The organism is Spongiactinospora sp. TRM90649, from assembly GCF_029382225.1.
GTDB lineage: Bacteria > Actinomycetota > Actinomycetes > Streptosporangiales > Streptosporangiaceae > Spongiactinospora.
This window is the reverse complement of the sequence record NZ_JARLTC010000042.1, coordinates 13313-25798: the sequence shown is the minus strand read 5'-3', so window position 1 is coordinate 25798 and position 12486 is coordinate 13313. Positions and strand designations below refer to the sequence as shown.

General features: G+C 72.3%; 9 protein-coding genes and 1 pseudogene. 5 read left to right on the top strand and 5 right to left on the bottom strand.

Annotated elements, in window-relative coordinates:
- Nucleotides 1-143: 143 nt before the first annotated feature.
- On the bottom strand, nucleotides 144-929 hold the full coding sequence (locus P3X83_RS36920; RefSeq protein WP_277310018.1) for an N-acetylmuramoyl-L-alanine amidase: 786 nt from the start codon (nucleotides 927-929) through the stop codon (nucleotides 144-146).
- 86 nt (nucleotides 930-1015) lie between these two features.
- Nucleotides 1016-2056, bottom strand: coding sequence for an S-methyl-5-thioribose-1-phosphate isomerase (gene mtnA / locus P3X83_RS36915; protein WP_277310017.1), 1041 nt, complete (start codon nucleotides 2054-2056; stop codon nucleotides 1016-1018).
- A 69-nt stretch (nucleotides 2057-2125) separates the two neighbouring features.
- Between mtnA and P3X83_RS36910 the strand changes: the two genes are divergently transcribed.
- The 5 genes and pseudogenes from P3X83_RS36910 to P3X83_RS36890 all read left to right on the top strand — a co-directional run bounded on the left by P3X83_RS36910 (nucleotide 2126) and on the right by P3X83_RS36890 (nucleotide 8876).
- The gene (locus P3X83_RS36910) at nucleotides 2126-3580 is read left to right on the top strand and encodes a serine/threonine protein kinase (protein WP_277310016.1); all 1455 of its coding nucleotides are present in this window, start codon (nucleotides 2126-2128) and stop codon (nucleotides 3578-3580) included.
- A gap of 100 nt (nucleotides 3581-3680) precedes the next feature.
- Complete coding sequence (locus P3X83_RS36905; protein ID WP_277310015.1) at nucleotides 3681-4796, top strand: C39 family peptidase; 1116 nt, start codon at nucleotides 3681-3683, stop codon at nucleotides 4794-4796.
- Between the two features lie 3 nt (nucleotides 4797-4799).
- Nucleotides 4800-6698, top strand: coding sequence for a prolyl oligopeptidase family serine peptidase (locus tag P3X83_RS36900; RefSeq protein ID WP_277310014.1), 1899 nt, complete (start codon nucleotides 4800-4802; stop codon nucleotides 6696-6698).
- A 67-nt stretch (nucleotides 6699-6765) separates the two neighbouring features.
- Nucleotides 6766-8055 (top strand): annotated as a pseudogene (locus tag P3X83_RS36895) (M20/M25/M40 family metallo-hydrolase); the annotation flags it as partial.
- A gap of 116 nt (nucleotides 8056-8171) precedes the next feature.
- Nucleotides 8172-8876: a GAP family protein gene (locus tag P3X83_RS36890; RefSeq protein ID WP_277310013.1), complete on the top strand. Its 705-nt coding sequence runs from the start codon at nucleotides 8172-8174 to the stop codon at nucleotides 8874-8876.
- A gap of 12 nt (nucleotides 8877-8888) precedes the next feature.
- On the opposite strand, the gene P3X83_RS36885 is transcribed toward P3X83_RS36890, so the two are convergent.
- From P3X83_RS36885 to P3X83_RS36875, 3 genes are read right to left on the bottom strand one after another with little or no spacing between them, the layout of a single operon-like run.
- Nucleotides 8889-9809, bottom strand: coding sequence for an ABC transporter permease (locus tag P3X83_RS36885; RefSeq protein ID WP_277310012.1), 921 nt, complete (start codon nucleotides 9807-9809; stop codon nucleotides 8889-8891).
- Nucleotides 9802-10725, bottom strand: coding sequence for an ABC transporter permease (locus P3X83_RS36880; RefSeq protein ID WP_277310011.1), 924 nt, complete (start codon nucleotides 10723-10725; stop codon nucleotides 9802-9804). The genes P3X83_RS36885 and P3X83_RS36880 overlap by 8 nt, the downstream gene beginning before the upstream one ends.
- Nucleotides 10726-10759: 34 nt before the next feature.
- Complete coding sequence (locus tag P3X83_RS36875) at nucleotides 10760-12379, bottom strand: ABC transporter substrate-binding protein (RefSeq protein ID WP_277310010.1); 1620 nt, start codon at nucleotides 12377-12379, stop codon at nucleotides 10760-10762.
- Nucleotides 12380-12486: the final 107 nt, after the last annotated feature.

Sequence of the window (12486 nt, the reverse complement as noted above, 5' to 3'; positions counted from 1 at the left end):
CGGATGGTATGCGGTGACCTTTCGGCGATTCCCCTCGGGATCGGCATAATAACGGTGCGCTAGGGGCTGCCCGCACCCCCGACCGGCCCCGATCACACCCCGATCAGCCGGGGATGCGCGGGACCGCAGGGCGGGCGGCGGGCTCAGGTGATGGGCTTCTCCCAGGTGGCCGCCCAGGTGGCCTTGTTGACGGTGCCGGTGGAGGACAGGCCCTTCTCGCTCTGGAACGCCTTGCAGGCGTCGCGGGAGCGGGCCCCGTAGGCGCCGTCGGTCTCCAGGCTCCAGCCGCGCTTGCGCATCTGCGCCTGCCACTTGCGGACGTCGTCGCCGCGCATGATCGGCGGGTACTTCAGCACGCGGCCCGGCCACGCGGGGGCCTTGTCGGTCTTGGGCGGGTCGGGGGTCTCCTCCTCGTCGCCGCCGGGGCGGGGCGCGCCCTTCCTCACCCAGGCGTAGAGCTTGTCGCCCGGGCAGGAGGTGGCGAAGCCGTCGCGGTGGCCCTTGATCTCCTTACCGGCCCCGCCCTTGGCGCGCAGGTGGTCGATCGCGTCGAGGATGGCGAGGAGCATGTCGTCGGGCGGCGTGAGCAGCCCCGACGAGCCCACCAGGCCGAGCACCGCGTAGTGGCCCGAGTTGAGCCCGGCGCCGTTGGCCGCGGGCAGGTGCTTCGGCCCCCGGCCCTCGAAGACCTTCCGGTGCGGGCAGGCGACCATGCTGTAGCCGATGTCCATCCAGCCGTTGCCGTCCATGTGCTGTTTCTGGATGGCGCGGACCATGGCGACGCACTTGTCGTGATCATCGGCGATCGCGGGCTCTACCCGGCCACCGGTGTAGTGGACCTTGACGCCCTTCGTGGAGCTCAATGCGGTGTAGGACCCGCTCGGCTTGCGGGCACCCCATTCTTCGCGAGACACGAGATCGATAGGCACGGGGGTCTCCTGAAAGTAATCGAGGTACAACTCAGCGTAACTCTGGTGCGCCACCGGTCATCGGCGTTTCGCCGAGAAAGGTATGACTATCGCAGACCAGAGCCCTCCACCGCCCGCGATCCCGGCGAAACGGTCGCCAGCGTCTCGCCCCGGTCGAGCCGGATGACACGGCGGTCGGTCACGATCGCGGTGATGAGGTCGTGGGGAGTCACGTCGAAGGCCGGGTTGAGGGCGGCGGCCCCGTCGGGCGCGAGCCGCACCCCGCGGATCTCGGTGATCTCCCCGGCCGGGCGGTCCTCGATGGCGATGGCCGCGCCCGTGGGGGTGCTCATGTCGATCGTCGTCTCCGGCGCCACCACGACGAACGGCACGCCCGCGCGGCGGGCCCCCAGGGCGAGGGCGTAGCTGCCGATCTTGTTGGCGGTGTCGCCGTCGGCGGCGATGCGGTCGGCGCCGATGACGACCGCGTCGGCGTGGCCCCTGGCGAGCAGGAACGGCCCCGCCGAGTCGGCGACCAGCCGGTACGGCGCGCCCATCCGCGCCAGCTCCCACGCCGTGAGCCGCGCGCCCTGCAGCAGCGGGCGGGTCTCCATGGCCAGCGCCTCGGCGAGAGCGCCGCGTTCGTGCAGGGTCTGGATCACCCCGAGGGCCGTGCCCCGCTCGACGGCGGCCAGCCCTCCGGTGTTGCACACCGTCATGACGGCGAGGCGGTCGCGGGCGGGGGCCAGTTCGGTCAGCAGCGCGGCGCCGTACACGCCCATCGACACGCAGGCCGCCACGTCGTCGTCGCGGATCTCCAGCGCCCGCGCGAGGACGCCGGGAAAGCCGCCGGGCAGGCACGCCGCCGCCTGGTCGACGCCCCAGGCCAGGTTGACGGCGGTCGGGCGGGCGGCCCGCAGCCGCGCCACGGCGGCGTCGCGTTCGGCCGGGCCGGGCTCGGAGGAGGCGGCGAGGGCGACCCCGAGGGCCCCGGCGACGCCGAGCGCGGGCGCGCCGCGCACGGCCAGCCGCCGGATCGCGCCGATCAGGGCGTCGACCGTCTCGATCCGGGCGATCTCCAGCCGTCCGGGGAGGAGGGTCTGGTCGATCAGCTCGATGCCGCCGTTGATCCAGTCGATCGTCCGCACGCATCAGACGGTACAGGCGTCACGGCCACTCGGCCCCACCAAACCACCACTATCTGTAACGTATCCCGCATGCTCGTGCCGCTCACGCCCGACGATCCGACCTCCCTCGGCGAATTCCGGCTCACGGGAAGGCTCGGGGAGGGCGGGCAGGGCGTCGTCTACCTCGGATACGCCCCCTCCGGCGAGGCGGCGGCCGTCAAGCTGCTCACCAGGGTCGATCCGGAGTCCCGGGCCCGCCTGACCAGGGAGCTGTCGGCGCTGGAGAGCGTGGCCTCATTCTGCACGGCGCGGGTGCTGACGGCCGACGTCCAGGGGCCGCGCCCCTACGTGGCGAGCGAGTTCGTCGACGGCCCGGCGCTCGACCGGCGGGTCAAGGAGCGCGGGCCGCTGCGCGGCGGCGACCTGGAGCGCCTGGCCGTCGGGACGGCCACCGCCCTGGCCGCGGTGCACGCGGCCGGCGTCGTGCACCGCGACTTCAAGCCCGCCAACGTGCTGCTCGGCCCGGACGGCCCCCGCGTGGTCGACTTCGGCATCTCGCGCGCCGAGGGCTCGGCCACGATGACCTCGGGCCTGATCGGCACGCCCGCCTATCTGTCCCCGGAGCAGATCGGCGGCTCCCCGGCGGGTCAGGCGTCCGATGTGTTCGCGTGGGCCGCGACGATGCTCTACGCGGCCACCGGCTCGTCGCCGTTCGGCGCGGACACCGTGCCCGCCGTCCTGCACCGGATCGTCAGCCACCAGCCGGACCTCTCGGCGCTGCCGCCCCGGCTGCACGGCCTGATCGCCGCCTGCCTGAGCAAGGACCCGGCCGCCCGGCCGACGGCGCGGGCGCTGATGGTCAGCCTGGTGGACCCCTCGGGCGCGAGCGTTCCCCCGGTGGCCGCGGAGCCGTTGCCGAGGGACCTGGCCGAGCGCGGCAGCCGGATCGCCTCGGGCGTCACGCAGCCGGGCGGCGGCCATCCCGCCTCCCCGCTGGCCACCCAGGGGTCGCGGCGCGGGCGCGGCGCGCTGCCGGCCGGGATCGCGGTGGTCGCCGCGCTGCTGCTGACCGGCGGCGTGGTCGCCTGGCTGTCCCTCCGCGACGACACCCTCGCGGACCCCACCCGTTCCGCGTCGCCTCCGGCGGGGATGGCGACCACCACGACCGAGGTCCCCTCGGCACCCGCGACCGTCGCCCCGCCGGTCAAGGCGACGGGACCGAAGGAGATCCCGTCCACCGTCGCGGGCACGTGGACGGGCCACATCGTGCCGAGCGTCGCGCTCGGGCTCAAGGAGCACGACGTGCGGCTGGAACTGCGCGCCGGGCGCGACACCGGCAAATGGTACGAGCCCAGCTCCGGCTGCGAGGGCACCCTGCACGCCACCGGGTCCGGCACCGGCATGGTGGTCATGGACCTGCGCGACGTCGGCGAGTGCGTCCCCGGCACGGTGACGCTCGTCCGCCAGGGCGACGGGCTCTCCTATACCTGGCTCGACGGCCTCGGCCTCGGCACGACCTACACGGGCACCCTCAGCAGGCGATGATCCCCTGGTGAGACGCCTGGCCGGGGGCCGACAGGTCGGATACGTAAACCATCCGATGTGCCATGAACCATGCGAAACCAGAATCGGCGAGGTGGTCACCGTGTTGCCTGCCGATCTGAGCCGTGTCGTGCTGCACCGCTTCTCCCCGGTGCGGCCCGGCGAGCGCGGCACGGCCGACTACCTCGACCCGTTCGGCGACGGCACGGCCGCCTACCCGTTCCGGCGGTGGGTCTCCGGCGAGTGCGAGATCGGCTTCCCGGCCACCGAGCTGGTGCCGTCCTGGGACGCGGTGACGCCGCCCGGCACCTGGCTGGAGGTCGAGCTGAGCGGCCGGACCGCCGACGGCTCCCGCACCAAGTGGTACGTGATGGGCCGCTGGGCCCACGACGAGGACGCCATTCACCGGACCTCCCTGCCAGGGCAGGGCGACGACGACGCCGAGGTGGCGGTGGACACGCTGGTGGCCAGGCGGCCGTGGACGGCCTTCCGGCTGCGCCTGACCCTGTACGGCGACGGCGACGCCGAGGTGCGCGCGGCGGAGGTGATGGCCTCCGCCGTACGGGCCGGGCCCGTGCGCGACGGCACGGCGGGCCCCGGCGAGGCACCGGGCACGGAGCTGCCGGTCCCCCGCCGTTCGCAGAACGTGCACGCCGGGCACCACCCGCAGTGGGACGGCGGCGGCGAGTCCTGGTGCGGCCCGGCCGCCGTGACGATGCTGCTGGAGTACTGGGGACGCGGCCCGGGCCCCGAGGAACTGTCGTGGGTGGACCCCGCCGACCCCTGCCCCGCCGTGGACCACGCGGCCCGGCACATGTACGACCACAGCTACCAGGGCACCGGCAACTGGCCGTTCGGGATCGCCTACGCCTGCCGGTACGGCCTGACCGGGTTCGTCACCCGGCTGCGCTCGCTGGCCGAGCTGGAACGGCTGATCGGCGCGGGCGTCCCGGTGATCACCTCGCAGTCCTTCAGGGAGCACGAGCTGCCCGGCTCCGGCTACTCCACCAGCGGGCACCTGATGGTCGTGGTGGGCTTCACCGAGGACGGCGACGTCGTCGCCAACGACCCGGCCGCCCCCCGCGACGAGACGGTGCGGCGGGTCTACCCGAGGGCCGCGTTCGAGAACGTCTGGCTGCGCGGCTCCAGCAGCGGCGGGATCGTCTACATCGTCCACCCGCCCGACGTCCCCCTTCCTCCCTCCGACGGCAACTGGTGAGCGATGTCGAACCCCTCCCCCATCCGTCCCGTCGACGTCGCCCGCGTGGACGACCGCCCGCTGTGGGTGGAGATCCACGGCGACGAGGTCTGGTGGGACGAGCCGCGCCCGCACGAGGGCGGGCGGCGCTGCGTGGTGCGGCGCGGCCCGGACGGCCGGATCCGCGACGCCCTGCCCGCCGGGTGGAACGCGCGCAACCGCGTGATCGAGTACGGCGGGCGCTCCTGGCGCCCCACCCCTGACGGCTCCGTCGTCTTCACCGACTGGGCCGACCAGCGCGTGCACCTCTACAGCGGCCACGGCAACCCGGTCCCGCTCACTCCCGAGGGGCCGTACCGCTACGCCGACCTCTACCTGCCGCCGGGCCGTGACGAGGTCTGGGCGGTCCGCGAGTCCGCCCTCCCAGGCGAGGGCGTCCGCCGCGACCTGGTCGCGGTGCCGCTGCGGCCGGGCGGGCGGGTACGGGTCGTGATCACGGCCCATCACTTCCTGATGAACCCCCGCGTCTCCCCCGACGGCCGCCACGTCTCGTGGATCGGCTGGGATCACCCGAACATGCCGTGGGACGGCACGGAGCTGTGCGTCGCCCCGCTGGACGCCGGCGACGGCACGGCGGGCCCGCACCGGGTGATCGCCGGAGGCCCCCGCGAGTCGGTCATCCAGGCGGAGTGGCGCGACGCGGCCACGCTCTACGCGATCACCGACCCGGACGGCTGGTGGAACGTCCACCTGGTCGGCCTGGACGGCCGCCCGGCGCGCAACCTGGCCCCGCTGCCGCTGGAGTTCGGCGACGCCCCCTGGAAGCTGGGCGCCTCGTGGTTCGCGATCGCGGGCGACCGGCTGGTGGTGATGTACGGCACGGCCGACGGCCGTCACCTGGGCGTGCTCGACCCGGAGACCGGCCGGATAACCGACATCGGCGGCTCGGCCACCTACTGGGCGCCGACCGTCTCGGCGGACGGCACGCGGGTGGTGGGCGTGGCGGCCTCGCCGTACACGCCGTTCGAGGTGACCGAGATCGCCCTGCCCGACGGCACGCGCACGGTCCTGTCCCCGGCCAAGGCGCTGCCCGCCCGCGCGGTGCTCCCCGACCCCGTCGCCGTCACGATCGACGGCGTCCACGCGCACGTCTACCCGCCGCTCGGCGCGGGGCAGGGCCCCTCCCCTTACGTGGTCTTCGTGCACGGCGGCCCCACCGGGGTCAGCCCGCTGACGCTGGACCTGGAGATCGCCTACTTCACCAGCCGGGGCATCGGCGTCGCCGACGTCAACTACGGCGGGTCCACCGGGTACGGCCGCGCCTACCGCGAGCGGCTGCGCCACCAGTGGGGGGTCGTGGACGTCGAGGACTCCGCGCGCGTCGCGCGCGGACTGGTGGCGAGCGGCCACGCCGACGCCTCCCGCGTGGCCATCAGGGGCGGCAGCGCGGGAGGCTGGACGGCTCTGGCCGCCCTGGTGCACAGCGACGTGTTCCGCGGCGCGGTCGCGCACTACGCGATCACCGATCCGGAGGCCTGGGCCGCCGAGACCCACGACTTCGAGTCCCGCTACCTGGACGGCCTGATCGGGCCGCTGCCCGAGACGCGCGAGCGCTACCTGGCCCGTTCCCCGCTGCTGCACGCCGCACGGGCCTCGGGCCCGGCGCTGCTGCTGCACGGCCTGGAGGACGCCATCGTCGCCCCGGCCCAGGCGGAGCGGTTCGTCCGCGAGCTGGACCGCCACGGCGTGCCGTGGGCCTACCACGCCTTCCCCGGCGAGCAGCACGGCTGGCGGCGCGAGGAGACCATCGTAGCCGTGCTGGAGGCCGAGCTGGCCTTCTACGGCCTGATCTTCGGCATCCCGACCCCGGAGGTGCCCCCGCTGGAGCTGAACCGCCCCGGCGGCGGGGTGACCGGAGGGTAAGAGAAGGGTAGAGCCCGGTGACATCGGGCATGCCCGCAGGTGACCCCCCGCCGCCCGCACCCGAAACAAGGAGTGGTCGCCCACCATGAGCGAGGTCGCACGGATCTGTTCCGATCTCATCAGGATCGACACGACGAACCCCGGCGCCGGCGAGCGACGCGCCGCCGAGTACGTCGCCGGGCTGCTCGACGAGGTGGGGATCGAACCCGTGGTGTTCGAGTCGGCCCCTGGGCGCACCAGCGTGGTGGCGCGTGTCCCCGGCGACTCGCCCGACGCGCTGCTCGTGCACGGGCACCTCGACGTGGTGCCCGCCGACCCGCTGGAGTGGCGCGTCCACCCGTTCTCCGGCGAGATCGCCGACGGCTGCGTGCACGGCCGGGGCGCGGTGGACATGAAGGGCACGCTGGCGATGACCCTCACCGCCGTCCGCGGCTGGGCGCGGCGCGGCGTACGGCCGAACCGTGACGTGGTCCTGGCCTTCCTGGCCGACGAAGAGGCCACCGGCGAGTACGGCTCCGGCTACGCGGTGACTTACCGCCGCGAGCTGTTCACCGGCTGCACCGAGGCGATCAGCGAGTCGGGCGCGTTCAGCGTCCAGGTCCCCGGTGACCCCGGGACGCGGATCTACCCGGTGGCGGTGGGCGAGCGCGGCACGGCGTGGCTGAAGGTGACCGCGAAGGGCGTGGCCGGGCACGGGTCCAAGCCCGCCGTGGACAACGCGGTGGCCGAGCTGTGCCGGGCGATGGCGCGGCTGGCCGACCACCGCTGGCCGGTGCGTCTCATCCCGGCCGTGGCCGACCTGGTCAACGGACTGTCGGAGATCATCGGCGAGCCGATCGACCTGGACCGGCTGGAGGAGGAGTCGCTGCGGCTGGGCCGGATCGGCGCGCTGTTCCGGGCGCAGATCCGCAACTCCGCCAACCCGACCATGCTGAACGCCGGGTACAAGGTGAACGTGATCCCCGGCAGCGCCGAGGGGCACGTGGACGGGCGTTATCTGCCCGGCTACCGCGAGGAGCTGCTGGAGACCGTGGACAAGCTCCTCGGGCCCAAGGTGACCAGGGAGTTCGTGAATCTCAGCGGCGCGCCGTCCGCGCCCTACCCCTCGCCGTTCTTCGACCGGATGTGCGCGGCGCTGGTCGCCGAGGACCCCGGGGCGCGCCCGGTCCCGTACGTGATGGGCGGCGGCACCGACGCCAAGTCCTTCTCCCGGATCGGCGTCCCGAGCTACGGCTTCGCCCCGCTCATGCTCGATCCCGGGCTGGACTACTTCGGCATGTTCCACGGCGTGGACGAGCGGGTGCCGGTCGAGGGCCTGGAGTTCGGCGTGCGGGTGCTGGACCGCCTGCTGGGCTGAGCGGGTGCATCGAAGGATGTAGCCGGGTTATCCTCCGCCGCGACGATGAGCGCGCGGGCCCCGCCGGACAGTATCGAAGGTATGCGCCCGAATCCCTTCTCCCCCTGTTCCCGCACGTGAGCGCCGCCCTGCTCGGCTCGCTCGCCGTGCTCGCGCTCATCGACAGCACCAGCATCGGCACCCTGGTCGTACCGATCTTCCTGATGCTCTCGCGGGACCGCGCCCTGGGCCGGCGCGTGCTGGTCTACCTGCTGACGGTCGCGGTGTTCTACTTCGCGGTCGGGGCCGCGCTGATGCTCGGGCTGATGCCGCTGATCGAGTCGATGGGCGGGGCGGTCGGCGGGCCGGCGCTGTGGTGGGCCGAGGCCGTGGCCGGAGTCCTGCTGTTCGGGCTGAGCTTCCGCTTCGACCCCAAGCGCCGGGCGAAGCGTGGCGGGCCCGACCGGTCGTCGTGGGCGTCGGACCGGGTGGCCGGGGTCGGCGGGTCCACGGCCGGGGTGGCGCTGCTCGGCGTGACGGCGGCGGGCATCGAGGTGGCCACCATGCTGCCCTACCTGGCCGCGATCGGGCTGCTGCTGAACGCGGCGCTCTCGCCCGCCGTGTGGGCGCCCGTCCTGGCCGCCTACAACGTGGTGATGATCCTGCCCGCGCTGCTCCTGCTGCTGGCGCGGCTGGCCCTGCGCGACCGCCTGGACGGCCTGCTGGGCCGCCTCGGCGCCTGGTTCTCCCGCCATGCCGCGAGCATGCTGAGCTGGGCGATGGCCATCATCGGCTTCCTGCTGGCCCGCGACGGCCTGACGAACCTGTTCCTGTCACGCTGAGGCGGGCCGGGCTCAGCGCAGCCGGGGGTCGAAGGCGTCGCGGGCCACGTCGCCGAGCATGAGGAAACTCAGCACCGTGGCGGTCAGGAAGAGCGACGGGAAGATCAGCAGGTGCGGGTGGTCGGCGAAGAACGCCCTGGCGGTGTTGAGCTGCAGGCCCCAGGACACCTCGGGGTACTGCAGGCCGACGCCGAGGTAGTCCAGCGTGGCCTCCCCCGCGATGACGTTGCCCACGTTCAGCATGGCCAGCACGAACACCGGGGCGATGGCGTTGGGCAGGATGTGCCGGAACATGATCCGCAGGTGCCCGGCGCCCAGCATGCGCGCGGCGGTCACGAAGTCGGCGTCGCGCACCGCGATGACCTGGGCGCGCATCAGCCGCGTCATCGTGGTCCAGCCGAGCACCACCAGAACCAGCGTCATCGCCCATATCCCCCGGCCGGGGAAGGCCACCAGGACGACCGTGGCCCCCAGCACGAAGGGGATGCCGAAGAAGACGTCGGTGATCCGGGAGATCAGGCCGTCCGCCCAGCCGCCGAAGTAGCCGCCGAGCAGGCCCAGGACGACGGCGATGAACAGCGCGAAGACGGTGACGGCCAGGCCGATCAGGATGGAGGCCCGCGCGCCGTGCACGATCTGCGACCAGTAGTCGCACCCCTGCAGGTCGTAGCCGAACAGCGCGCCGCCCGCCGGGGGCAGCTTGGACATCCGCAGGTCGCAGGGGCGCTCCGGGCCGCTGAGCGCGGCGAACGGGCCGGGGACCACGGCCATCGCGACGGCGAGCAGGAGGATGACCGCCGACAGCCAGAAGACCGCCCGGCGGCGCAGCTCGTGCCAGGCGTCCGACCACAGGGAGCCGCCGCGCGTGTTGGCCGCGACGGGGACCGCCTCGGTCTCGGGGACCGTGGTGGGGCCGGGGATGGTGTCAGGCACGGCGAATCCTCGGGTCGAGCACGCCGTAGAGCAGGTCCACGACCAGGTTGACCAGGATGAAGATCATCACCAGCACGGTGACCACCCCGACGACGACCACGCCCTCCTGGAGCTGGATGGACTGGAACACCTGCTGGCCGACGCCCGGCAGGTTGAAGATCCCCTCGGTGACGACGGCACCGGCCATCAGGTTCCCGAAGTCCACCCCGAGGAAGGTCACCACGGGGATCAGCGAGTTGCGCAGCGCGTGCCGTCCGACCACCCGGCGTCTTCGCATGCCCTTGGCCGTCGCCGTCCGCACGTAGTCGGCGCGGAGGTTCTCCGCCAGGCTGGTGCGCGTCAGCCTGGCGACGTACGCCAGGCTGAACGACCCGAGCACCATGCCGGGCAGCACGTAGCTGTACGGCCAGCCGTGCTCGGTCCCCGCCGTCGGGAACAGCCCCAGGTTGAGCCCGAACACGATCTGCGCCGCGTAGCCGATCACGAACACCGGCACCGCGATCACGAACGTGGTGCCCGCCAGCACGGCGGTGTCCGCCAGGCCGCCCCTGCGCAGCGCGGCCACCACGCCGAGCAGCACGCCGACCACCAGCTCGAAGATCCAGGCGGTGAGGGCGAGCTTGAGCGTCACCTCCCAGCGCCCGGTGAGCATGTCGGAGACCTGCTGCCCGGTGAACGACTCCCCGAGGTCGCCCGAGAAGACGCCCAGCATGTACCGGCCGTACTGGACGATCAGCGGGTCGTTCAGGTGGTAGCGCTCACGCAGGATGTGGAGGGTCTCGTCGGAGATCGGCTTGTCGCCCGCGAGCGCCAGGATCGGGTCGCCCGGCAGCGCGAACACCATCGCGTAGATCAGGAAGGTGGTCACGAAGAAGACCGGGACGGCCTGCGCCAGGCGCTGCGCGGCGTATCTCATCTACGGGGCACTCACCGATCGGGGACGGACCAGGTCACTTGACCGTGATCGTGTCGAGGTTGGGGCTGTAGGCGTCGATCCGCACATTGGTGATCTTCTCCGAGTAGCCCGACTGATCCTGCCAGTTCCACAGCGGGGTCATCGGCAGCTCGGCCAGGGCGAGGTCCTCGGCCTTCTGGTAGAGCGGGATGCTGGCCTCCATCGTGGGGGCCGAGTTGGCCTGCTTGATCAGGTCGAGGAACTCGTCGCTCTTCCATCCCATCCGGTTGTCCACCCCCCACATGGACTCCAGGTAGTTCTGCGGGCTCGGGTAGTCCATCACCCAGTTGTTGCGGTACGGCCCGTCCTGCTTGTGCGCCCGCAGCGTGGACAGGTAGTCGGTGGCGGGGATCTTGCGGAACTTGACGTCGGCGACGCCGAGGTTCTGCTTGAGCTGGTTGGCCACGGCGGTCATCCACTGCTCGTAGCTGGGGTCGGCGTTGGAGAAGTAGAGGTTGAGCGTGCCGGTGAAGCCGCCCGCCTTGTCGAAGAGCTGCTTGGCCTTGGCGGGGTCGTAGACGCACGCCTCCCCGCAGGCGGTCTCCCGGTAGCCGGGCACCAGCGGCGCGACCAGCGAGGACATCGGCTTGAAGGTGCCGTTGAAGACCGCGTTCACGATCCCCTGCCGGTCGATGGCCATGGAGATCGCCTTGCGCAGGTCGGCGCTGGCGAACCGCTTGTCGTAGACGGGGAAGCCGAGGTAGTCCATGGTCCCGCTGGGGGTGCTGAGGAAGCGCTCGCCGAACAGCGACCTGGCCTCCGGCGCGCTGGGCGGCGGGATGGTCTGCAGCAGGTCCACGGCGCCGGCGCGCAGGTCGGTGTAGGCGGTCTCCCTGCTGGCGTAGATCTTGAAGTCGATCCCGGCGGACTTGGCCGGGCGCGGCCCCGCGTAGCCGTCGAACCGCTTGGCCTTGATCAGCTTGTTGCGCTCCCACTGGCCGTCCATCGCGAACGGGCCGTTGCCGATCGGCGCCACGTCGTACGCCTTGGGGTCCTGGAAGGCGGCCTTGGGCATGGGCGCGAAGCCGGTGTAGGCGAGCGTGATCGGGAACTGGCTGAACGGCGCGGTCAGGGTGACCTCAAGGGTGGTGTCGTCCACCACCTTCAGGCCGCTCAGCTTGTCGGTCTCCGGCTTGGGCGGCTCCTCGGAGCCGTCGGGGGCCTCCGGGTTGAGCTTGTCGTAGCCCTCGACGTTCCCGAAGTAGTAGTTGTTGGTCCAGGCGTTGGGGCCGTAGGCGGCGGCGTTCCAGGCGTCGGCGAAGCTCTGGGCGGTGACCGGCTCGCCGTTGTGGAACTTCTGCCCGGCCCTGAGCTTGATCGTCCAGACCTTCTGGTCCTGGCTGGTCACCGACTCGGCGGCGCGCATCTGGGGACGGCCGTCGGGGTCAATGACCACGAGGGTGTCGAAGAGCGCCTGGATCACCGCGATGGAGTAGCTGCTCGACGTGTTGCCGGGGGTCAGGTGGTCGGGTTCGGTGAGCGCGACCGAGAATCCCTTGGCCGCGCCCGCGGTTCCGCCCGTCGCGGAGCGCTCACCGGGCGTATCGTTGCCTCCGCATGCGCCGAGCGCGAGAACCGCCGACAGGAGGACGGCGGCGCTTCTCGTCCTCGTCAAGACCGTCACGTTATGTCCGCCTCTCCATGTCTCCGGCGTAATGCCGGAGAGGGTAAATAGCAGTTCAAGCTCAGACATCGGAAGGTTTACGTATTCCAGGCGTTCCC

Coding starts and splice junctions, on each gene's coding strand:
- P3X83_RS36910 (WP_277310016.1), top strand. CDS start 2,126: ATGCTCGTGCCGCTCACGCCCGACGATCCGACCTCCCTCGGCGAATTC.
- P3X83_RS36900 (WP_277310014.1), top strand. CDS start 4,800: ATGTCGAACCCCTCCCCCATCCGTCCCGTCGACGTCGCCCGCGTGGAC.
- P3X83_RS36880 (WP_277310011.1), bottom strand. CDS start 10,725: ATGAGATACGCCGCGCAGCGCCTGGCGCAGGCCGTCCCGGTCTTCTTC.